This is a genomic window from Deltaproteobacteria bacterium (assembly GCA_026129095.1).
Classification (GTDB): domain Bacteria; phylum JAGRBM01; class JAGRBM01; order JAGRBM01; family JAHCIT01; genus JAHCIT01.
Map to the genome: position 1 here is coordinate 578,899 of JAHCIT010000001.1, position 22,174 is coordinate 601,072.

Below are 22,174 nucleotides of genomic sequence, written 5' to 3' on the forward strand. Positions count from 1 at the left end.
GTTTCTACCTTGCGATGAAATAAGGTGGCGGTAAAATGGGGTTATTAGAATGGCAAAGGGGGTAATGAGCCATGCGCCGAAGCGGAACCGCCTTGATGACAGCAATACTGGTTATATCAACAGCCGGACCGGTTGCGGCCAAACTGTATAAATACCGGGATAACGCCGGCAATCTCCATGTGGTCGATGCCTATGAAAAAGTCCCCCGGGAGTACCAGAACCAGGTTTCTCCAGATGGCGAAAAGACCAGGCGGAATGAATACCGTATCCAGCAAAGTGAGCCCTTGGCAACCGATAGCGGCCTTCAGTCCAGCCCTACTACCCAGGCGCCGCCATCATCCAGAGAACGATGCCAGCAGGATGCTGTCCAGCTCCGGCAGAAAATTGGTGCCCTTGAGAAACAGGCTGACCAGTGGACACGTGACGAGCTGATGCGCAACTGTCCGGCCGAATCACGTACCGATGACAATGACTGTATTGTCGTGGCACCCACTGGAGAAATGAAAGCCATGGTCAACAGCATGCTCGTTGAAACTGAAAAGAAGAACCCCTATCGAAAAACCGTCGAGACCGAACAGTTACGCCTTAAAAAACTGGAGGCATCCTGTCGGTAGGATTTTGCGATATGGTAACAATGACTGCCCCTGTGCAAAAACATTCGCGATCCAGTGCCCCGCAGCATGAGCGGGAGATTGTCCACCCCGTGGATCTCTGCCTCCCTGGAGGCCGCCTGAACCCCGCCGCGACGGGATGGTCCCGGCATCCTCTTCAGCGCTGCAACCTCCAAGGCCCCTGGGGACGGCAAAAGCGGTGGGACTTCTGGAGTGTTACCAGCCAGGAATGCGCCCTGTCTGTGACCTACGCAAGCCTTGACTATCTGGGCTTTGCGGCAGTGTCGTTTAACGATTTTGCCAGCAAGCGGGCCTATGAGCATGCGATGCTGGTCCCCTTCGCCATTGGTTTCCGGCAACCGGAGCAGGTTGGTGGAGCGGTGCTGGCGTTCAATGCACTGGGGTTGCGGGTCCGGATAGACGATCGTGGCAACACGGTGCTGATCGACGCTGGTATCCGCCGACCTGGTATTCCCCCTGTCGAAGCTCATGCAGTCATTACCCGTCCAAAGGGCCATGAAACCCTGAATGTCGTTGTCCCCTGGAGCGAGCGTCGATATCAGTTCACTTCCAAGCAGAATACCCTTCCCGCCACTGGCGAAGTGCGCGCCGGCAAGCAGCAATTCCGGTTTGGCCCGGAAAACCAGTCGTTCGGGTGCATGGACTATGGGCGCGGTGTCTGGCCGTATGCGACGACATGGAACTGGGCGACTGCCTCCGGCGAATGCGGCGGCCATACCGTTGGACTCCAGTTTGGTGGCCAATGGACCGATGGAACCGGTTCTACTGAAAATGGCATCTGCCTTGATGGCCGACTGCACAAAATCAGCGAGGATGTGTGTTTTGATTGTGACCGGCGGAATTTCCTCAAACCCTGGCGAATTCATTCACCCGGTTCGGATCGTGTCGATCTCATATTTGATCCCTTTATCGACCGTCCGCTTCGGGCGCCCCTGATTGTGGCCGGTGTGGATCTGCACCTGTGTTTCGGGAAATTTTCCGGACAAGTCAGGCTTACTGACGGGAAGACGCTCGAAGTCGCAGGACTCATCGGCACATCCGAGGAGATGCGCGCCCGGTGGTAGACCCCGCCACGCCCCCATCCTTATCTGGGAGCGATCCCACATCACGCCTCATCGAGATGAGACGTAATACCATCGATTTTTTTAGTGATCTGGTTTTCGGCTCACTCCGGCGAATCATTTTATGGACCGCTGCCTCCACGGCACTTGCCGGAGTGTTTGCAGTCTGGATCTGCCAGAACATCATTCTGCCGGGCGGATCGCACTGGACCCTGAAGGCGCTTCAATGCATCATTCTTTGCGTGTCTTACGTTATCGGTGGGCTCGCCGTGGGTATTTCTCATGGTATTACGTCCGCCTTGCTCCGGCAGCTTGTTAAAGTTCGCGATCTGATCACCCGACTTATTGAGCCAGTCATTAACTGGATCGCCGAGCAGTCTCCCTTGGCGTCGAAATCCCTCAGTACACAGGAGTTTATAACTACCTGGAGCCAGGCCGTCGCCTCTTTGTCTGCCATTCCACCCGACAGTTCCATTGGACGGAGACTTCTTTACCGGGCTTATGGCTGGGCGCTTCGACAGGCAAGTGATCAGTATTTGAACCGCTTCATCGCCGACGCCAGAAAGCGTGGGCAATCCCAAATAACGCTGGCTACGGTTCAATCGTTTGTCGTGGCCCAGCTAGCAGAAAACCTTGCCGCAGCACTGACCATGAAGCTGCTGCTGATCCGCACGTTGACCTGGGCATTGGCAGTTCTTGCCGCAGTCATCCCGCTGTGGGGAATGCGCTGACACCCCTATGGATGGGGCATGAACAGAAAATCGCTGATACGCCTTAGGCCAGCCAGATCATGGATATCGGACTCGAAATAGGGAACGTGCTCGATGAACTCTTCTCCCCTTACCATATAGGAAAGCCGTTCGAGATTCTTCTCGTCGATTTCACCCAAAAGCTGGTAATTGACGAAGTTCTCCAGCAGCGGCTGGGCAAGATCCCCATAACCAGAAGCGGCAAGATCTGCGGCAAAATGACGCACGACCTCTTCCATCTTCCTGCGACCATGGCAAAGGTCATCCAGCGGTCCTACCTGTCCATTCAGTGCTTTCAGGTAGTTCTGATGAACCTTGTTTACGACCACACCTTCGAACGGCATGCCAAATTCAACAAGCTTGGAGTGGAAATAGGCCGCCTCGTCGAGAGTGAGCTTGTTGGGTGAGGTCACAAGCACAAAACCGAGCTTCTGGTCCCGAAACAGCTTCTGCACACGATGAGCCCGGGACCTGAACCCGTCATAAAGCCCATTCAATGCGGTAAAAAACTCCGATCCCGCAGTCAGAAACTCCGAGGACAATGCCGTATTCAGGACCGGCATGAACCGGTCTGATGCCCAGCTGATCAGTGATGAAGAGAATGAGCCGGCTTGAACAGTGGGACGAATCAGAAGATTCAGAAGCTTGTTATCTGTCAGGAAGTTTACCATCCGGTCCGGCGCGGTAAGAAAATCAAGCGCATGCTTTGCTGGCGGAGTATCCAGCACCACGAGGTCATAATCCCCTGACTCGTACAGTTCATACAGCTTCTCGACTGCCATATATTCGGGCGATCCTATCAGGGAGCTGGCACCTTCCCGGTAAATCACTGAATTAAATACCCGCTCAGCTTCGCGTTCAGACGCGGTATACTTGCGGATAATTGCTTCCAGCGTCTTCCCCCCATCCAGCATCATTGCATGCAGTTCGCCCTTCACTTCAAAGCCGAGTGTTTCCAGCCGTTCTTTTGGAACGAGCTTAGGCTCATTGACCAGTTCCTTGAGACCTAGAGAATCGGCCAGCCGGTGCGCTGGGTCGATCGTGCAGACAACTGCCCGTTTTCCCGACAAGGCAGCGTGAAGCGCAATGACGGCAGATGTCGTCGTCTTCCCGACACCACCCGATCCGACGCAGATGATCACTTCCTTTCGGCGCACCAGTGCCTCCAGAGATCTCATGCCATGACTCCCTTGCGGATCACTTCAGAGATACCGATGATGGTGTTGATGTCGAAATTGCGTGAATAAATGAACGGGAGCTGTATGTACCGCATGTCTTCCCTGAGAAGCTTGTCAACGTAACTCTGGTTAAGACGCGCCCGTTCCCTTTGAAAGGCAGCCGCTTCGGTCGCAAAGCGGACAGCCTGTTCGCCGCCCAGGAAACCAGCAGCCGCCCGCTGAAATCCAGTGTCGGCAGAGGCTTCTCTCAGACGTTCGCCAAGCCCGTTTGCCAGCGGCGAACTGTTAATCATATTTATGAACACGTAACCGAGCGGTACGTCCAGCGACAGTTTGGCATTTCTGATAAGGTCGATCGTTTCGTTGACTGGCATTTCCTCGGCCAGTGTTACGACATTAAAGGATGTGTTGTCACCGCTTACGATTGTATCGTGAGTAAGGGCAGCATCCCTCGTGAAAGCCCCCACTTTCAGCATATCCCGGATCATTTTCGGAGCCTGCAGATAGAAAAGAGAATGACCGGTTGTAGGTCCGTCGAATATCACCAGATCCCAGGCAAGGCGGCCACGGCTGCGCTCATTAACGAACTGGGCAATCCGATGCATGATAAAGAACTCTTTGACACCTGGAAAGAATTCCATCGTGTTTCGTACGAATGGCAGCCGGAATGCAAGATTGTAGATCGATTCAAACCGAACTTTTGAAACTACATAATGCCTGAGCGGCGCATCTCCGCTTAGATTTGCAGCAAATATATTCGGGTAAACCTCGCGGGGATCGGCATCGACATGAGGAGTACCAAAAATTTCCGTGATCCGTGCCTTGGAACCGGAACGTGAATCACATTCAACCAGTAGCACTCGTTTGCCCTGCTTGACGGCGGCAAGAGCAAGTCCCGCGCAGACGGTCGACTTCCCGGTGCCGCCCTTTCCGGTAACGATCAGTAGTCTGCGGTTTAGAATATTGATGGCTACTGTTCCTTCCCGAGCCATGCGGCCCCCAAGAGGGGCTTTGAAATCATTGCCCCGCCGGAACCAGCGGGGCACACAACTTCTGCATATAGCACCGGCAGGTCGGAGGAGAAAACAAATGTCACAGTTCCATCACGCAAGGCGTCAGAGCGATTCCCACCAGTCGAGAAGCTCTGGTGGCACCGGATCCGTGATCTCCTGTGACCCATCCAGTTTCACCTTCCAGGCATGAAGCGCCAGCCGATCCGGCGCTCCCAGCCGATCACCGCCATAAAGCCGGTCACCCGCCACTGGCAGCCCTTCCCCGGACAGATGGGCCCGGATCTGATGCCGGGCGCCGGGGCCCACAAGTTTCACCTCCAGCAAGGCAAATCCATCTTTCCGAGATGTCGTGTGAAACCGGGTAATTCCGGTCCGCTGGGCCCGGCGGCCGAACTTTGAAACGGTTGGTGCATTCCTGGACGATGCACGAAGTTCGAAATCCACGATGCCTTCATCAGGCGGATTTCCGATGACACCTGCCCAGTAGGTTTTTTCAGCGCCAGACAGCCTGTCCCGAAGCATTTGCTGTATTTTCTCGGTCCGGCCGACAAGAACGATCCCTGACGTTTCCAGGTCAAGACGATTTACAAGGCCATGCTCTGCAAGCCTTTCCTGCGACGGCTCATGGATAGCCAGCCAATCCTCCAGAGATGGTCCTCCACGTCCTGTCAACCGGACCGAATGCACACCAGATGGCTTGCTTACGGCAAACCAGTCCGGAGCCTCTTCCAGAACCCGGATGTGCTCATTTGGAGTTCCGGCGGATGGTTTCGGGAGATCCCACTCGAAAGTTACAGGACCGCTAAGCATTGAGGAAGCCTGCACCCGCCGTCCGTTGGCCCGGATACGCCCCTGCTGAAACAGCTGCTTCATCAGCGCACGGGGAAGTTCTGGTGCCACCTGACGCAGAAGGTGATCCGCCCGGCCACTATCAGCTTTGGCGATTGCCTTCGTCACCATGATCAGGACGGATCATCCAGGTAGCCGCGCCTGGGCAGCGTCTGGCTTATATCCCTGAGAAGCTCGTGAATCAGAAGCTCGTAGTCGCCAGAATCCGTGGCAACCGTATCAAACAGCGACCGGCCTGGCAGATGACGCACCACTTCATGCCGCGCACGCCATATCACTGTCAGGCTGGCCGATTCGACAAGCTGAAAACCGGCACCCACTGACACCTGATCACGATCGACAATGCGGGTCCGGTCCCATTCAAACAGCTCGGTAAACAGCAGTGCATCCGCCCTCAGCTCCGAACCGAATGCTGCAGCCAGTTCCGAAGGTTCAATATTTGCGAGCTGGGCGCCATAAGTAATCCCGTACTTTTCCTTCAGCATCTCGTCTATACGATCACCAGAAAGCGTGTCATAGCCGGAATTCTTCAGCATTATTTCTACCCGATGCCGCAAGAGCTCCGGCCCTTCAGGATATAAGGTGCCATTGGCAACAGGGAGAATCGCAATTCTTGCTGGAGTGCGTGTCCCAAAGTCCTCTACAACAAATGACTGAACCGGAGCCGAAAAGAGAGAGCAGGCCGACCCGAGACAAACCAGCGTCACGCATACTGCCGCAATGCGCATGTAGCCCGCCTACCGGGAGAGCACCGGTCCGACCACCCGGCCGAGATTCTCGAACGCCTCTCCAGGCGCCATTGCCCCTTGCCACAAATAAAGTGCCGGAGGCCGAATCTGAAATGCGGACGGGCCTGTCACCGCACTGGCATAGAGGTTGTCATTGAATTTCTGGTAGTTACGGTAGGTGATGACCCGGAGCGGTCGTCCGCCCGTAACCTGCTCCAGTTCAGACACTACCTCGTCGATATGCCGGATACCGTCAATCAGTTTCAGGTCCAAGGCCTGCCGCGCGGTGTAAATACGCCCATCAGCGGCTTTAAGAATTTCATCTCGGCTCATGCCGGGTCGCGCACCCTGGATGCGATCAACAAACTGCTGATAGTAGTCATCAACAATCGACTGGGCGATGACGCGATCACCTTCCGTAGGTTCTCGGAATGGTGAAAGCATGTCTTTGTGCGGACCGCTTTTCACCGTCGTATCCTTGACGCCGAACCGGTTCATCAGGCCCGCAAAATTGATCATCGGAACGACAACGCCAATAGAACCCGTGGCAGTGGTCGGAATCGCGTACACCCTGTCGCCCGCCATCGCCGCGTAGTAGCCGCCACTAGCTGCCAGATCGAGCATCAGGACATACATGGGAATTTTACGCCGAACACGAAATGCCTTCAGCTCGTGGTAAATTATCTCGCTCGCTGAAACCGACCCACCCGGCGAATTGATCCGGACCAGAACGGCACGGATATTATCGTCGTCCTCGGCCTGATCCAAGGCTGCCTTGAGCTTCGTTACAGTGCTTTCGATCTCAATCAGGCCAAGAGCCACCCGGCTGTCATTGTCCAAAAGCACCCCGCTCAGGTCAACCAGCAGGATTTTCTGCCGAGCCGAACGGTTGCCACCCACGGTCGACTCGGAAAGCGGGCGCCGCTGCGGGAACATCGAAACGTCATTTCCAATTACGCAGCTTGCACCTATTAGGACCGTCAATATGAGAAATACCGATGAAAACTTCCGGCCAGATAGCAGCTTCATGGATCATTCTCCTCGCTTTGTTACCGGGGTCTGCCCTCAGGAGTTCCGAATTTTGGGCCTTCCACGTAGCTGGCTGGCGATTGTATTTCAGATATGTTTCCAATGTCCCTTACGTCGAGCTTCATCGACAGGGTTTCCACTGTGGTGCCTTCCGGGTTTGTGGCAAAGCGGGCATTCATCAGAAAATCAAAACCGAGCATCATGCCGGTAGTGTCATCAATCATGATCTGGGCACCCAGCTCAAGCGATGCCGGATTTAATGCGGCCATATGTGGCGGCAGCTCCCCGGGTTTCCGCTCGACCCTATAGCGGGTCACACGACGCTCCAAATACGTGTCCTTTGACTCACGAAACTGGCCCGCCAAACCAAGGCTCACGAGAACCTCCTCCAGTAGTTGCGTGTCCAGATACCGCTCTACTCGAATTCTATCATCGGGTGGGTATCGCCACCAGGGAGCGTCAGCAAGCTTCATGAAGAGCCCCTCCCCTGTCCTGATGAATTTCATGCTTGCACGGGATGGTGTTCCAGTATCCAGCGGCGTCTGGGTGATCACACTATCGAATTCGAAGTCGTCTGCGGCCGCTTTTCTGAGGCGGGACAGTATCTCGACGGCTACCCGGTCCTGGGGATGAATCCGTTCATTACTGATCCGGAAATCGAGCTGAAATGAAATAAGATTATCAAGATAGGCCAAGGCCCTTCGACCATCGAAAGGAAGAAGACCTGGCGGAATTGATTGCCCCGGCCTGCGCTGCTGCTCAATCTCCGGAATCTTGACGGCTGAATCGGCTCCGAGCAGACCCTTCAAAAGATCACTAGCAAAGGCCGGGCCCGGAGATTTAGGAGGCGTCTTCCCTTCTGATTCCAGTTGTTCAATGGCCTTCTCAAGATTCTGTATGGCCTGCCGGTCTTCGGGGCTGAATTCCGGCTGCCCAGATGAACCTGCCAGTTCAGTACCGGACGAACCATCCGGTATACCAGCAACTGGTTTTTCTGGGGCCGCTGGCGGCGATGATTTCCGCTCGCACGCAAATGGAGCCAGTCCCAGCAGCAGGACAGAAACAATACCGGGCAGCTGAGGGATGATCCGTTTCAGGCGAACTTCACCTCTAGTATTTCGTATTCGGTTACACCCTTGGCAGTTTTTATTTCCACCGTATCACCCCGGCTACGGCCAATCAGTGCCCGGGCTACTGGCGTACTCAGGGATATCCGCCCAACAGTATGATCAGACTCCACGTCACCGACGATCGTATAGGTCTTTTTTTCATCCGTATCGACATCAACGAGCTTCACGGTCGCTCCAAACATGACCTTGTTGCCGGACAGTTTTGAGATATCAATAACTTCCACACGCGCAAGCATGTCCTCGAGCTGGGCGATACGCCCCTCGATAAACCCCTGCCGCTCACGGGCTGCATGGTATTCTGCGTTTTCCGATAGATCTCCATGCTCGCGGGCCTCGGCTATCGCCCGGATAACAGTTGGCCGTTCTTCGGTCTTGAGGCGCAGCAACTCCTCGTTCAGTTTTTCGTATCCTGCCGATGTAATCGGTACCCGGTCCATGAAAACCCCCCGCTCCGCCGGTCTTGCCACAGGTATCCCCAAGAATACCCAGCGGCAGAAAACGCCGCCCGGAAGCATTAGTTCGCGTTGATAGCGTTGTTAGCGGTCCATGCTCATTTGGACGATGAAATTACTCCCGAAGCCTTCTTCCAGCACCTTAGTCAGTCCCGAACGTGCGGGTGATACTCCTGGAGCGACATAACCGATACTGGCTCACACTTAAGAGCCCGAATCGCGGTCACCATCGCTGATGCAGCCGCCATGGTCGTGGCGTAGGGGACATTATACACCAAAGCTGTCCGGCGGATAGAGTAGGAATCGGCGATCGATTGAGTACCTGAACTGGTGTTAATGACGAGTGCCACACGGCCTTTTTCGAGCCAGTCGACAATATGGGGACTCCCCTGAGCCACCTTGCTGACAGTTTCACATGAAACGCCATTTCCCTTGAGATATTCAGCAGTTCCATGTGTTGCGATGATGGAAAACCCGTTTTCCACAAGACCCTTCGCCACATCCAGCGCCTCGGCCTTGTCCTCATCCCGAACACTGATGAAAGCCAGTCCCGACGAAGGAATGTGTGTTCCAGCAGCGGCCTCGCCCTTCCAGAATGCACGGCCGAAATCCCGGTCGATTCCCATCACTTCGCCTGTCGATTTCATTTCCGGGCCAAGCATCGTATCAACACCGGGAAACTTGATGAACGGGAAAACGGACTCTTTAACGGCCACATGGCCAAACTCGGTGATTTCTTTCACCCCGAGATCACGAATCGTCCTGCCGGCCATTACCCGAGCGCCCATCTTCGCCCACGGAACACCGGTCGCCTTCGCGACAAAGGGCACCGTGCGGGATGCCCGGGGATTCACTTCGAGTATATAGATATCTTCTCCCTGTACGGCCCATTGGACATTCATAAGCCCCACAACGCCCAGTTCCAATGCCAAGATCCGTGTCAGCCGCTGTATCTCCTCCACGATTTTGGGGTTCAGCCGCATGGGAGGAATTGAACAGGCAGAATCGCCGGAATGCACACCTGCCTCTTCAATATGTTCCATTACACCGCAGATGACCGCTTCCGTGCGATCGGCCAAGCAGTCTACATCCACTTCGGTAGCGTCGTTCAGAAACCGGTCGATCAGTACCGGATGGTCCGGAGAAGCTATCACGGCCCGTTCCATGTAGCTGAGAAGCGCCGCCTGGTCGTGGCATATCTCCATCGCCCGGCCACCCAGTACGTAGGATGGCCGCACCACCACCGGATAGCCAATCCGGCGAGCCGCCTGGAGCGCTTCCTCGGCACTGCGGGCGATGCCGTTCGGGGGCTGACGTATCTTCAGCTTGTCGACAAGTTTGGCGAACCGCTCACGGTCCTCAGCCATATCTATTACATCGGGTGGCGTACCAATGATCGGAACTCCCGCGTTACCAAGGGCTACAGACAGCTTGAGTGGCGTCTGGCCCCCGAACTGGACTATCACGCCCCAGGGCCTTTCCACGTTGACTATTTCAAGCACGTCCTCAAGCGTCAGCGGCTCAAAATACAACCGGTCAGATGTGTCATAATCGGTTGAAACAGTCTCCGGGTTGCAGTTGATCATGATGGTCTCAAATCCGTCTTCACGTAACGCCATTGCCGCATGGACGCAGCAGTAGTCGAATTCAATTCCCTGCCCAATCCGGTTTGGCCCACCGCCCAGAATCATCACCTTCTTCTTTCCTGTCGGCTGGGATTCGCACTCCTGCTCGTAAGTCGAATAGAGATAGGGGGTCTTTGCCTCGAACTCCGCAGCGCAGGTATCTACCCGCTTGTAAACCGGCCGGATGCCGTCGGCATGGCGGGCTTCACGGATTTCGGCTTCGGTATAGCCCGTAAGCTTTCCAAGACGCCGGTCAGAAAACCCCATTTGCTTCAGCCGGCGGAGATCCCGGCCCCTAGGCAGGCTTCCCGACATAAGCTGTTTTTCAGTCTCGACAATCTCCCGGATGTTACGCAGAAACCACGGGTCAATCCTGGTGAGCTGATAAAGCTGATCATCACTGAGACCTTGCCGGATTGCCTCGGCCAAATACCACAGGCGATCGGCTCCCGGAATTCGAAGCTTTTCCTCCAGCAATGCACGATTCAGCGCACCGCTCGGAACCTCAAAACCGTAACGATCGATCTCCAGTGACCGGAGCGCCTTTTGCAGACTTTCCTTGAAGGTCCGGCCAATGGCCATCACCTCCCCCACCGATTTCATTTGGGTTGTAAGCGTGGCATCGGCAGCCGGGAATTTCTCGAACGTAAACCGTGGGACCTTGGTGACCACATAGTCGATCGTTGGCTCGAATGAGGCAGGTGTCACCTTCGTAATGTCATTGGGAATCTCGTCCAGCGAGTAACCCACAGCCAGCTTGGCCGCGATCTTTGCTATAGGGAACCCCGTCGCCTTTGAAGCAAGCGCCGAGGAGCGCGACACGCGGGGGTTCATCTCTACTACCACCAGGCGGCCCGTGCGGGGGTCAACAGCAAACTGGACATTTGATCCACCAGTGTCGACGCCTACCTCGCGAATAATGGCGAGCGCGGCATCACGCATGATCTGGTATTCCTTGTCGGTCAGCGTTTGTGCCGGAGCAATGGTAATCGAATCCCCAGTATGAACGCCCATCGGATCCAGATTTTCAATCGAACAGATGATGACGACGTTATCCTTCGTGTCACGCATTACCTCCAGTTCGTATTCCTTCCAGCCGAGTACACTTTCCTCGACCAGCGTTTCCGATACTGGCGACATGCGAAGGGCCGTTTCGAGCTTCTCCTGATACTCCTGTGCCGAATAGACGATACCGCCTCCCGATCCGCCCATTGTAAAGGCAGGCCGAAGGATCAGCGGGAACCCCAGCTCCGCAGCCGCTTTCATCCCCTCCTCGACGGTGCGCACCACATGACTTCGCGGCAAGTCCAAGCCGATCCGGATCATGGCATCCTTGAATAGCTGGCGATCTTCGGCAGTCTCGATCGCTTTCAGGTTTGCGCCAATAAGCTCGCATTTGTATTTTTCCAGAACTCCACGCTTCGCTACAGCGACAGCAGCATTCAGGGCTGTCTGGCCACCGACAGTGGGTAGCAGCGCGTCAGGACGTTCACGCGCAATAATCTGCTCTATTATTTCCGGAGTGATCGGCTCGATATAGGTCCGCTGGGCCATTTCCGGATCGGTCATGATCGTGGCCGGATTCGAATTGACGAGAACAACTTCATACCCTTCTTCGCGTAGCGCCTTACATGCCTGGGTGCCCGAGTAGTCGAACTCACAAGCCTGGCCGATCACGATGGGACCAGACCCGATCAGCATGATCTTCTTGATATCAGTACGCTTGGGCATATTTCTTCGGGCTCCTCAATATCGTCCAGTGAATGCTTCAGGCCACTAGCCTTGAAAGTCCTTCGCGGTAAATCACTTCCGGAGACAGCTTGCGGTACCGGGCCGCACGGACCCACATCCGCTCCAGTGCCAGCCGGAGTGGATCGAAACGGTCGCGGGCCAGTCCATCAGTACGCTTTTCCTTTTTGGCAGCCTTCAGCTCCCGTTTACGGATTTTTTTCACCGTATTTAGAACCAGCTCACGGGTTTCTGGCGTATGGATGAAAACTCCGCCGAGCATCACTACCTCACCATTCCAGGTGGCAACTATCGCCTGGAGTACGTCTCCCTTTTCCAGGCGTGGAACATTCAGTAGCGGTATCTTGAAGGAGGTTTCGTGCCAGATATCCTCCATCTCGACTGCTTCGTTTTTCAGTTTCTTCACTAGCCAGACCGACCGTCTGATATTGTCAATTCCCTTCCAGGGTGCATCCGGTGGAGCATTCTCGACTGCCCGGTCGTAGAGCGTACGGCCATCACCATCACGCTGGCAGAAGATCAAATCTTCAAGAAAAAGATTCAGCCACTGGTCGAATCCGGGCTCGTCATCGTGCATCTCACCAATGGTTTGGGAGAACGATTTTCGGGCATCAGCCACCCCCTGCGTTCCGAGCCTCTCGGTAAGCAGTGCGGCAAGTGCCTCATGGGCCTGCTGGAAAGCCTCGACTGTCACTGGCGTTCGATCAGTTTCCGGAACCGCCCGAACAGGTAGTTCGCATCATGCGGTCCGGGAGATGCCTCCGGATGATACTGGACACAAAAAACCGGCAGAGACACATGCTCAAGTCCCTCGACGGTCTGGTCATTCAGGTTGACGTGCGAGATCCGGAAGCCCTTGTCCAGAACAGACTCCTCCTTCACTGCAAAGCCATGATTCTGCGAGGTAATCTCTACCTTGCGGGTGTATAGATCCATTACCGGCTGATTCCCCCCCCGATGCCCGAACTTGAGTTTGTAGGTAGAGCCGCCCACCGAAAGAGCCAGCATCTGGTGGCCAAGGCAAATACCAAAAATTGGCACTTTTCCAAGAAGTGACGAAACCGTTTCATATGCATACGGCACAGCCTCAGGATCGCCGGGACCATTCGACAGGAAAATACCATCTGGCTTCAAAGCTAGTGCTTCGGCAGCCTGCGTCGCAGCGGGGACGACCGTTACCCGCATGCCGGAATCGACCATACCGCGCAGGATGTTGCGCTTGATACCGAAGTCATAGGCCACCACGTGAAAGTCTGTCCTGACATTCTTGAACCCCTCGCCACGGACCCAGGATCCCTCCTTCCATTCGTAGCGGCTTGTGCAGGTGACATCCTTTACCAGATCCCGGCCCACAAGTGGCGGTGCAGCCTTGGCCTTGGCAACCAGTGATTCCCGGCTGCTGTCGATGGTTGAAATCAGACCCATTTGGGCGCCGACAGTCCGGATATGCTTGACCAGCGCACGTGTGTCGATTCCGCTTATTCCCACTACCCCTGCCTGCTCCAGAAATGAGCCCAGCGTATTTCGTGCGCGGAAATTTGATGGCTGCTCGTAATATTCCTTCACAATGAATCCGCTGCACTGGACCCGGTCCGATTCCATGTCCTCGGGGTTGACGCCTACATTGCCGATCTGCGGGCAGGTCATGGCAATGATCTGTCCACGGTAAGACGGATCAGTCAGGATTTCCTGGTAACCCGACAGTGAGGTATTAAAAACGACCTCTCCGAAAGACTCCCCGGTAGCGCCAAACTGCTCGCCTTCGAAAAAAGTTCCATCGGCCAGCGCCAGATATGCAGCCCCCCGTTTCATGGCTGCCATACCTTGCGTCCTCCCCGGTAAAGTCCTTTCACTCGACCTCTCACCTCCCACCCGTCGAACGGGCAGTTACGGCTCTTCGACTGGAATGTCCCCGCGTCAATGCGATACCGCTCCTCTGGGTCGAGAATTACGACATCAGCAACAGCTCCCTTACGAAGGGTGCCGCAATCCAGACCCAGTGCGCGAGCCGGACCGACAGTAAACAGTTCGACCAGGCGGCTCAGCTTAAGCTCGTTCTCATGGACCAGCTTCATCATTACAGGAAAAGCGGTTTCGAGTCCGATCACGCCTGGTGGTGCAAGATCAAAATCCCGCGCCTTTTCATCCAGCGAGTGCGGTGCATGGTCGGTAGCAATGCAGTCGATCGTTCCATCACGGATTGCCTCACGCAACGCTGCCTGATCAAGCATTGTCCTGAGCGGCGGATTCATCTTGGCATTGGTGTTGTATCCGACAACGGCCCGTTCATCGAGCACGAGATTGTGCGGTGTCACTTCAGCTGTCACCCTTACGCCCCGCTCCTTGGCCTCCCGGATTATTTTCACAGCCTGGGCAGTGGTTACATGGGCCACATGCAGCCGTGCACCTGTCAGACCGGCCAGCATGGTGTCCCGGAAAGTTATGATATTTTCACCGACAGCCGGCCGGCCCCGGATTCCGAGTCGAGTGGAGAGTGCCCCCTCATTCATCGACCCTTCGCCGCACAGGCATTCGTCTTCGGCATGGGTAATGACCGGAATGTCGAACCCGCGTGCGTACTCCAGAGCCCGGCGGAACAGATCTGCATCCATCACGCAGCGGCCGTCGTCGGAAACAGCCACGGCACCTGCTGCCACCATTGAACCAATCTCGGCCAGCCGCTTGCCCTCAAGACCCACCGTTACCGCACCGATCGGTTTCACATCCACCAATCCGACCAGCCGTGCCCGATCCTGGATGTAACGGGTGATACTCACGCTGTCGTTGACTGGCCGCGTATTGGCCATGCAGCAGACTGTTCCAAAGCCGCCAGCAGCAGCAGCCCGCGATCCGCTTTCGATATCTTCCTTGTATTCCTGTCCAGGATCACGGAAGTGGACATGAACATCCACAAACGCCGGGGCGACAACAAATCCGGAAAGATCGTCGAGCTCATAGCCCGGCGGGCTTTTCCCCAGGCCCCCTTGAACAATATCCCTTACACGGCCGTCTTCGATCAGAATGTCTGCCGGGCCATCAATCCCCTGGCTTGGATCCACAAGCCGCGCATTTTTAAGGTGAAGTGGTGCCAGCGCCATATTCAGGCTCCCACCCGGATTGCATCCGGCCCCCGGTTCAGAAGGTACAAAACGGCCATTCGGGTCGCGACGCCATTTTCCACCTGCGGCAGAACAACCGAACTTTTGCCGTCCACCACATCGGAGCTGATTTCAAGCCCCCGGTTAACCGGTCCGGGATGCATCACAATGGTGTCTTTCCGGGCCATCGCCAGCCGCTTGCTGTTCAGACAGTAAAATCGTGCATACTCGCCTTCACTCGGGAAAAGCGAACGCCCAATCCGCTCCAGCTGGATACGGAGCATCATCACGACATCCGCTTTCGGAAGGGCCTCATCCAGCCGGTTGTAAACCTCGACTGGATATTCAGCATCGCTGCCGATACCAGCCGGGATCAGTGTGCCGGGTCCAGCCACCATGACCTTGGCCCCCAGCTTATTCAGGCCATAGATATTAGACCGGGCCACGCGGGAGTGGGCAATGTCTCCCACAATCAGGACATTCAATCCATCGAACCGGCCGAACCGTTCGCGGATTGTCATGATATCCAGAAGTGACTGGGTTGGGTGCTCATGCCAGCCGTCACCGGCATTTACGACGCTGGCATCCACCATACGGGCCAGCCGTTCGGCGGCCCCCGACTGCGGATGGCGGAGCACCACATAATCCACCTGCATCGCTTCGAGATTCCTGACCGTGTCGAGCAGGGTTTCTCCCTTGGTGAGTGAAGAAGCGTCGGCTGATACGGTAATGGTATCGGCCGAAAGCCGCTTGGCAGCCAGATCAAAACTGGTGCGGGTACGGGTTGAGGCCTCAAGAAACAGCGTTACGACAGTCTTTCCCTGAAGCGGAGGCACCCTTTTCCGGTCACGGCGGAGAATCTGCTTCATCGAATCAGCCGTATCGAGGATCATGATGATCTCCTCGGCCGAGAGTGAATCAATTGAAACGAGATCCTTGCGCTGGAAGCCCTTCACTCGCGGACCTCCCGGCTCACCAGATCAAGCTGGTCAATGCCCTCTTCTTCCTTGAGAGAAAGCTTAACAGTCTCATCCTTGCGGGTAGGCTGATTGCGGCCAACATAGTCAGGCCGAATGGGCAGTTCCCGGTGTCCCCGGTCGACCAGAACAGCCAATTCAATCCGCCGCGGACGGCCAAGATCGGTAATTGCTCCCAGTGCAGCTCGCACCGTGCGGCCGGTGAACAGTACGTCGTCTACCAGTACGATCCTGTACCCTGATACATCAAAATCGACCTGTGTTGCGTTCAGGACACGCCGGTCGCTGAGAGTATCCAGATCGTCACGGTACAGGGTGATATCCAGTTCACCTACCGGCACCGGTGTCTTGGCAGCGGTAATCTCCGTGGCGAGTTTCGCCAGACGGGCGGCCAGATGAACACCACGTGTACGGATTCCAATAAAGGCGAGTGGTGCTTCGTCCGCCTGCTCGACGATCTCGTGGGCGATGCGAGTAAGCGCCCGCCGGATACCAGCTTCATCCAGCAAAAGTGTCCGTGTTTCCCGTGCCTGTGTCACAAACGGAATCCTTCCATGATAGCAGGCAAAAAAAAGCCGGCTTGCGGGAGCAGCCGGGGCGGCAAGTGGCGGTCAATGTGCTTCAATTTCGTAGAACCTTCCCGGCCTCTCTGGACCGCGTTAAAGAGTTCAACCGCGAGAAGGTATAGAGACACGGGGGCCCCGAGGTCAACCAGCCGGGTAGAATTATCACAGAATGTTGCAGGATCAGGGTTTTCTGGTGGCTTCGGCTACCCAAGCGATATACTTCGGAGAAACCGACGAAGGCTCCAGTTCGACGATTTCCGGGAGTTCATAGGGATGAAGCGCTTCGAGTTGTGACTTCAGAGTATCCACCCGGTCAGCGAGCGTCTTTATCACAAGCAGCCATTCAGGTTCCTTTTCCACCCTGTCCTTCCAGCGGTAGACCGAGAAGGCGGCCGGCACGACGCTGACACAAGCAGCAAGTTTTTCCGCCACGAGTGTTTCCGCCAGTTTGCCAGCGGCCGCTTCACTGCCAACCGTAGTAAGAACAATGCGAAGGTCCATCTGCTTCCACTCCGGAAACTGCCATCATCAAGGCTGCCAGGCCGGACTACCGCCCGGCGCCCAGGTTTCCTGGCTCCCTTCGACCAGGATAGCATTATGACGGAAATAAATACCCCGGGCGGGGATTCGGAGCTCAATCACATGAGAACCCGGCTCCAGCTCGATGGTTTGTGATCCAGCAACTGTGCCGACAAACTTCCCCGACACATAGAGTTCTGCCAGTTCCGGAGCGACGACTTCGACAACGGCTGGTTTTCGGGGTACCGGCATTACCGGTGGCAGGATTTTCAGCTGCTCTCCTCCCATTACAGTCCCAACATCTCCTGAGCCGGGTTCCCGGCTTTCTGTTTCCCACGGCGCGTACCAGAGAAAATTTTCGTGAGACCAGGCGAGAATCGCGGAAACAACGATCGTCACCAGAACAAGCGCACTCCGGAAACTCCGGGATTTTTCCTCGCGCCGATCCGTCTCATACCTCGGTGAGGTCATTACTGGCGTCGCTTCACCCCACAATAACGGCAGTGACTCCAGGCCTTCTGTTACCGGCCGAACCGCTTCTTCAGCCGCCTGGATGTCATGGATTCGGTCTTTCCATAGCGCCGTTACATCAGCGCCAGACTGTGCGGCTGGCCATGCTCTCTCCAGCCCGTCAAGAAATGACCGCGGCACCGGAGGCCTCATATCCGGAGAAGCCGCCAGCAATGTTTCAAAGAAAACACGGCCGGGGAGTTCTGGCGGCAGGGGTGGAGGCCCCTTGCGATCACGAAGTGCGGATAGCTGCCTGGCAGTGTCAGGCTCGAACCCCGGGACATTACCGGTAACGAGTTCAACTGCTATCAGTCCTAACGCGTAAAGATCGCCTGTGGGTCCAAATGCTTCACCTCGGACCACTTCTGGTGGCAGGTAGGCAAGACGCCCCTTGAGGACGCCTGTCTCCGTGGCAAGCCGTGAATCTGAACTTTTGGCGATTCCAAAATCGACGACATGAACCCGGCCATTTTCATCAATGACAATGTTTTCCGGTGAAAGGTCACGGTGATAGAGCGGTGCAGCGCGACCGCTTTCATCTTCAAGCCCAGACAGGTAGTCCAGAACACCAGCTACTTCCCGGATTAGTCCGAATACTTCCGGCAGGGAAAACGGCCGTGCCTTCCCTCCCTCCACCTGGCGTATCAGTGCCCGCAGGGATACCCCCCGCACCCATTCCATTACGATCACCGGCGGTTCCAGGCTGTCCAGGAGTCCGTAAACGACAGGAATAGCGGGATGGCGGAGCCTCCCAGCGAGCCTGGCTTCTTCGATAAACAGGGCGCGATGGGTGGAATCCTTCGCCAGGGCTGGCAGAAGCCGTTTGAGCACAACCGGACGCGTCAGGGAACCGGACAACTGCTCGGCAAGGAACAGCTCCGACATACCGCCGACGCTCAGGCGCCGCACCAGCCGGTAACGGACCCGATCGCCAATTTCGACCATCATTTCTTGATTCCAGCCGGAGGCCACATCCGTCGGCCCTACAGGGTATCAATTCGGACAAGGCCTACGGTAATATTGTCAGGGCCGCCCAGTTCATTGGCGCGGTTGATAAGCGTTTCAGCAGCCTTTTCCAGATCGTTGGAACGTGCTCCCAGCACCTCTGCTATTTCCACGTCTGACACCGGTCCGGTAAGTCCGTCTGAACAGAGCAGATAGATATCCCCTGCCTTGATGACTTCAGACCGGATATCCGGCTCAATATCGGGCCGAATACCGCAAGCTCTGGAAATCACATTCCGATACGGGCTTCGAGCAGCTTCCTCGGGAGTCAGTATCCCCTGCCGGACCTGTTCATTCACCAGTGAATGGTCGTCGGTGAGCTGCACCAGACAGCCTTCACGATACCGATAGATGCGTGAATCTCCCATATGCCCCAAGTATGCCTTGCCGTCATTACCGATCAGCAGAACGACTACCGTGCTTCCCATACCCTGAAGCTCCGGGGCTTTCTGTGCCTGACTGAGGATGTTCAGGTTTGCAATCTTGATCGAGGCAAGCAGAATGTTGGCAGCGCGGCTCAGAGATCCAACATATTCAAACGGCCACGTCATATCCGGCCGCTCTTCGGCGGTCCGGACAAAACCAGTAATTGACTCGATGGCGAGCTGTGACGCCACTTCGCCGCCGTTATGCCCGCCCAGCCCGTCAGCCACTATAAAGACACGCCGATCTGGGACCATGGCGACGCTGTCTTCATTGTGGGAACGAAGGCGGCCCACATCAGTCATGCCAAAAGCCGTAAGATTCATCTGGTAGTTAAGCCCGCTTGTTGCTCAAGACGCGACCGTTCAGACCTTTCTGTGGGGGGTGTCGGTAGTTTCGGAGCCGTCGGCAAGTTTGGCTATTGTATAATCACCGAACAGGCTGGGTGCTTCCTTTTGAAGTATCCTGAGAACACCCACTGCAAGTTTTCGAATCTCAACGTCTGCATGGGCACTGCCGCGAAGTTCAATAAAATGACGCCATGCGCGCGCATTGGCAGTAACGATGATCTTGGTCTCGGTGGCGTTTGGCAAAACGCTACGCGCCGCCTGCCGTGAAAGTTTGCGCCGGTCTGTTGCCGCTTCGACGTGGGCATTCTTCTTCATCAGTGCTTCTACCAGATCCGTATAGGTTTTCTGGCAATGCTCGACGCAGGCGAGCCATTTGGCATGGAGTTCAGGATCGTCCGCTATATCATCGGGCTCGATAAATGCCGCATAGGATTCGTCCACATAGCGCTGGGACAGCTGCGAATAGGCAAAACCCGCCCGGTGGCGGATCAACTCGTGTGTAAGCGACCGGGATATTCCCTCAAAACAGAACGAAAATTGTGCATGCTCGAGTACACTTCCGTGACCCGATTCAATAATGTGGGCAATGTATTCCCGGTTGGTTTTACGCCCCTTGCCATAGCTCATGTAACAAACACGGCCCCCGAACTCGACGAGCCGCTCGGCAGGAACTTCGGTATCGGTCGACCACTGGATCCCCGGATGATCCTGGAAAACCTGGCGGGCAATAAGCGTAATCTTGGGCTCTCGGTAAATATCCATTTGTCTACCCCGGTAAAAGAGTCACGACGCTGGCCGTACCCGGCCCTACCGTTTATCCCTGTTACTGCTTCTCAAGGATGGTCGGCAAGCCTATCCACGCCGGGGTCCGGGCGGCAAGAGCGGCCGGTTGAAAGTGGACGGCAGGGGACCGCTACAGCATCTTGGCCATATAGGCGAGGATTTTCTGCTTGAGCTGAGGATTCGGACAGACACGGGCAGAGCGCTCAAACGCCTCATAGGCCTTGCGCTTGAAGCCGAGTTTCTCATAGGCCACCGCCAGTTTTTTCAGGACGAGGAAACTATCCTGCATCCGGTCAACGGCCTTCTCATATGCACCCAGGGATTTGTACTTCTGTCCGGCCGCCGTGTAGGCCTCAGCAAGATAATAGTGCGTATTACCGTCAGAGTCGTGATAATCGGCCGCTTCAATGAACAGCGGGATAGCCTTGGCATAATCTCCAGCCTCATAAAACTGGAGCGCTGACTTTACCAGTTCGCTGGCAATATGCTGGGCCTCAATTTCGGACTGGGAAACCGTATCCCTTGATCCTGTTTCCAGAAGTCGCTGAACAGTAATGCGGGCCTGGTGCAGATCCAGCGGCTTGGGCACGAAAGCAGACGCACTGGTAAGCTCCATGAGGTCATCCCGGGAACGCCAGTCAGAGAACTGGCCACTCATCAGGACAATCGGAACGCCTGAGAATGCCTGGGAACTTTTCAGCTTGCGGCACATGTCAATGCCAGCAACATCCTGAGTGGAAAGATCTATCATAAGCAATTGCGGCCTCTGGCTCTTGATCAGATCAACCACATGAAGTCCGTCACCGGTTTCAACCACACGGCAGCCATGTCGCCGCAGCACCAGCCGGAGCTGTCTCCGCACGTCTTCATCCGAATCAACAATCAGGACAAGATTTCCCGCCGTGTCCGTCGCTTGCGTCCCAGTCGGGGTGCGGGCTGCTATCTTCGGAGGCGGCACTGAACCTTCAGAGACAATCTCCGCTTCGGGCTCTTCGGACACAAGATCAGGCGGTGTTTCAACCGCACGGGGAGGCACAACTACTCGCAAGTGTCCGGAAGAGGCCGCTCGGGATGAACTGTCCATTGCTGGTGCCGGAGCGGCTTCCTCCGGGGCAGGTTCCAGCAGATTCGGATCCCCGTCGGAGACATCTATCTCTTCCGATTCCGGTTCCAATTCTGATTCGCCAGCTTCCATGGACTGATAGGCCTGCTCAATCCGGACGGCTAATGCTTTGGCGTCAGCCACCATGATGTTCAGACGCTTGCCTAGCCGGAACTCCGTATCCCGGGCGGCTTCTCCATCATTTGGATCTGCCATCGCAACGGTGAATGATTTACCATCCGTCGATAGCGGCAATACCATCTGCTTCAGTGCGATATTTTTGGGAAATTTCTGCAGCAGTGTCAGATCAATGCGGGTCCTGCGAATTGAAACAGGACGAACGCCGAGCTGCTTGGCAACTACCCGGTTCAAAGTTTCGGCATCACAGAACTCAAGGGCAATGACATTTTCCCCGAACTTCCCGCCCCAGCGCTGCTGCCTGGCAAGCGCGGATTTCACCTGGAGCTCATCCAGGATGCCCGCGCTGATCAGCAGTTCTCCCAGTTTTGGTTTTGGTGGCATAACGCTTCCCGACTGAAAAACTGAATGCCCACGCAAGCCAACCGCCGCGCAAGCCTAATCCTAATTTCCGGGAGCCGCTCCCCAGCAGCTTTCCCCAACAACCCCGGGTGAAAGTCTACTACAA

21 protein-coding genes are annotated in these 22,174 nt (G+C 55.8%); 3 read left to right on the top strand and 18 right to left on the bottom strand.

Features of this window, described 5'->3' with window-relative positions:
• Positions 1–95: 95 nt before the first annotated feature.
• The 3 genes from KIT79_02560 (at position 96) to KIT79_02570 (ending at position 2,424) form a co-directional block, all read left to right on the top strand.
• Positions 96–614, top strand: a complete 519-nt coding sequence (locus tag KIT79_02560) for a hypothetical protein (GenBank protein ID MCW5828176.1) — start codon at positions 96–98, stop codon at positions 612–614.
• A gap of 89 nt (positions 615–703) precedes the next feature.
• Entirely contained in the window at positions 704–1,696 is a 993-nt protein-coding gene (locus KIT79_02565; protein MCW5828177.1) for a DUF2804 domain-containing protein, read from the top strand.
• Positions 1,697–1,752: 56 nt separating this feature from the next.
• Entirely contained in the window at positions 1,753–2,424 is a 672-nt protein-coding gene (locus tag KIT79_02570) for a hypothetical protein (protein ID MCW5828178.1), read from the top strand.
• Between the two features lie 5 nt (positions 2,425–2,429).
• Here the strand turns inward: KIT79_02570 and KIT79_02575 are convergent, their stop codons facing one another.
• The 18 genes from KIT79_02575 to KIT79_02660 all read right to left on the bottom strand — a co-directional run bounded on the left by KIT79_02575 (position 2,430) and on the right by KIT79_02660 (position 22,050).
• Positions 2,430–3,620 (bottom strand): ArsA family ATPase, encoded by a 1,191-nt coding sequence (locus KIT79_02575; protein ID MCW5828179.1) that lies wholly within the window; start codon positions 3,618–3,620, stop codon positions 2,430–2,432.
• Positions 3,617–4,666, bottom strand: a complete 1,050-nt coding sequence (locus tag KIT79_02580) for an AAA family ATPase (protein ID MCW5828180.1) — start codon at positions 4,664–4,666, stop codon at positions 3,617–3,619. The genes KIT79_02575 and KIT79_02580 overlap by 4 nt, the downstream gene beginning before the upstream one ends.
• Positions 4,667–4,735: 69 nt before the next feature.
• Complete coding sequence (locus KIT79_02585) at positions 4,736–5,593, bottom strand: RNA pseudouridine synthase (protein ID MCW5828181.1); 858 nt, start codon at positions 5,591–5,593, stop codon at positions 4,736–4,738.
• Positions 5,594–5,595: 2 nt separating this feature from the next.
• Positions 5,596–6,210 carry a DUF799 family lipoprotein gene (locus KIT79_02590; protein MCW5828182.1) on the bottom strand — a complete coding sequence of 205 codons (615 nt, stop codon included), beginning with the start codon at positions 6,208–6,210 and terminating at the stop codon, positions 5,596–5,598.
• Between the two features lie 9 nt (positions 6,211–6,219).
• Entirely contained in the window at positions 6,220–7,239 is a 1,020-nt protein-coding gene (sppA, locus tag KIT79_02595) for a signal peptide peptidase SppA (GenBank protein ID MCW5828183.1), read from the bottom strand.
• Between the two features lie 20 nt (positions 7,240–7,259).
• The gene (locus KIT79_02600; GenBank protein MCW5828184.1) at positions 7,260–8,048 is read right to left on the bottom strand and encodes a hypothetical protein; all 789 of its coding nucleotides are present in this window, start codon (positions 8,046–8,048) and stop codon (positions 7,260–7,262) included.
• Between the two features lie 284 nt (positions 8,049–8,332).
• Positions 8,333–8,806, bottom strand: coding sequence for a transcription elongation factor GreA (gene greA, locus KIT79_02605; protein MCW5828185.1), 474 nt, complete (start codon positions 8,804–8,806; stop codon positions 8,333–8,335).
• A gap of 161 nt (positions 8,807–8,967) precedes the next feature.
• Positions 8,968–12,177 (bottom strand): carbamoyl-phosphate synthase large subunit, encoded by a 3,210-nt coding sequence (gene carB / locus KIT79_02610; protein MCW5828186.1) that lies wholly within the window; start codon positions 12,175–12,177, stop codon positions 8,968–8,970.
• Between the two features lie 37 nt (positions 12,178–12,214).
• On the bottom strand, positions 12,215–12,889 hold the full coding sequence (locus tag KIT79_02615) for a hypothetical protein (GenBank protein ID MCW5828187.1): 675 nt from the start codon (positions 12,887–12,889) through the stop codon (positions 12,215–12,217).
• Complete coding sequence (gene carA, locus KIT79_02620) at positions 12,886–14,007, bottom strand: glutamine-hydrolyzing carbamoyl-phosphate synthase small subunit (GenBank protein MCW5828188.1); 1,122 nt, start codon at positions 14,005–14,007, stop codon at positions 12,886–12,888. Before carA ends, KIT79_02615 begins: the two co-directional genes overlap by 4 nt.
• Complete coding sequence (locus KIT79_02625; GenBank protein MCW5828189.1) at positions 14,004–15,293, bottom strand: dihydroorotase; 1,290 nt, start codon at positions 15,291–15,293, stop codon at positions 14,004–14,006. The genes carA and KIT79_02625 overlap by 4 nt, the downstream gene beginning before the upstream one ends.
• A 2-nt stretch (positions 15,294–15,295) precedes the next feature.
• Positions 15,296–16,249: an aspartate carbamoyltransferase catalytic subunit gene (locus KIT79_02630; GenBank protein MCW5828190.1), complete on the bottom strand. Its 954-nt coding sequence runs from the start codon at positions 16,247–16,249 to the stop codon at positions 15,296–15,298.
• Positions 16,246–16,809, bottom strand: a complete 564-nt coding sequence (gene pyrR, locus KIT79_02635; GenBank protein ID MCW5828191.1) for a bifunctional pyr operon transcriptional regulator/uracil phosphoribosyltransferase PyrR — start codon at positions 16,807–16,809, stop codon at positions 16,246–16,248. The genes KIT79_02630 and pyrR overlap by 4 nt, the downstream gene beginning before the upstream one ends.
• 207 nt (positions 16,810–17,016) lie before the next feature.
• Complete coding sequence (locus KIT79_02640) at positions 17,017–17,337, bottom strand: divalent-cation tolerance protein CutA (GenBank protein MCW5828192.1); 321 nt, start codon at positions 17,335–17,337, stop codon at positions 17,017–17,019.
• Positions 17,338–17,364: 27 nt separating this feature from the next.
• Positions 17,365–18,813 (bottom strand): serine/threonine protein kinase, encoded by a 1,449-nt coding sequence (locus tag KIT79_02645; protein MCW5828193.1) that lies wholly within the window; start codon positions 18,811–18,813, stop codon positions 17,365–17,367.
• Positions 18,814–18,848: 35 nt separating this feature from the next.
• Entirely contained in the window at positions 18,849–19,619 is a 771-nt protein-coding gene (locus KIT79_02650; protein ID MCW5828194.1) for a Stp1/IreP family PP2C-type Ser/Thr phosphatase, read from the bottom strand.
• 39 nt (positions 19,620–19,658) lie between these two features.
• On the bottom strand, positions 19,659–20,405 hold the full coding sequence (gene thyX / locus KIT79_02655) for an FAD-dependent thymidylate synthase (GenBank protein ID MCW5828195.1): 747 nt from the start codon (positions 20,403–20,405) through the stop codon (positions 19,659–19,661).
• 151 nt (positions 20,406–20,556) lie between these two features.
• A complete protein-coding gene (locus KIT79_02660; GenBank protein ID MCW5828196.1) occupies positions 20,557–22,050 on the bottom strand; it encodes a response regulator in 1,494 nt (497 codons plus the stop codon).
• Positions 22,051–22,174 lie beyond the last annotated feature (124 nt).

Bases quoted from the DNA above. Each gene is read 5' to 3' on its own strand.
- carB (MCW5828186.1), bottom strand. From the start codon at position 12,177: ATGCCCAAGCGTACTGATATCAAGAAGATCATGCTGATCGGGTCTGGT.
- KIT79_02560 (MCW5828176.1), top strand. From the start codon at position 96: ATGACAGCAATACTGGTTATATCAACAGCCGGACCGGTTGCGGCCAAA.
- KIT79_02660 (MCW5828196.1), bottom strand. From the start codon at position 22,050: ATGCCACCAAAACCAAAACTGGGAGAACTGCTGATCAGCGCGGGCATC.
- thyX (MCW5828195.1), bottom strand. From the start codon at position 20,405: ATGGATATTTACCGAGAGCCCAAGATTACGCTTATTGCCCGCCAGGTT.
- KIT79_02650 (MCW5828194.1), bottom strand. From the start codon at position 19,619: ATGAATCTTACGGCTTTTGGCATGACTGATGTGGGCCGCCTTCGTTCC.
- greA (MCW5828185.1), bottom strand. From the start codon at position 8,806: ATGGACCGGGTACCGATTACATCGGCAGGATACGAAAAACTGAACGAG.
- KIT79_02575 (MCW5828179.1), bottom strand. From the start codon at position 3,620: ATGAGATCTCTGGAGGCACTGGTGCGCCGAAAGGAAGTGATCATCTGC.
- KIT79_02645 (MCW5828193.1), bottom strand. From the start codon at position 18,813: ATGATGGTCGAAATTGGCGATCGGGTCCGTTACCGGCTGGTGCGGCGC.
- KIT79_02590 (MCW5828182.1), bottom strand. From the start codon at position 6,210: ATGCGCATTGCGGCAGTATGCGTGACGCTGGTTTGTCTCGGGTCGGCC.
- carA (MCW5828188.1), bottom strand. From the start codon at position 14,007: ATGAAACGGGGGGCTGCATATCTGGCGCTGGCCGATGGAACTTTTTTC.
- KIT79_02570 (MCW5828178.1), top strand. From the start codon at position 1,753: ATGAGACGTAATACCATCGATTTTTTTAGTGATCTGGTTTTCGGCTCA.
- KIT79_02625 (MCW5828189.1), bottom strand. From the start codon at position 15,293: ATGGCGCTGGCACCACTTCACCTTAAAAATGCGCGGCTTGTGGATCCA.
- sppA (MCW5828183.1), bottom strand. From the start codon at position 7,239: ATGAAGCTGCTATCTGGCCGGAAGTTTTCATCGGTATTTCTCATATTG.
- KIT79_02585 (MCW5828181.1), bottom strand. From the start codon at position 5,593: ATGGTGACGAAGGCAATCGCCAAAGCTGATAGTGGCCGGGCGGATCAC.
- KIT79_02640 (MCW5828192.1), bottom strand. From the start codon at position 17,337: ATGGACCTTCGCATTGTTCTTACTACGGTTGGCAGTGAAGCGGCCGCT.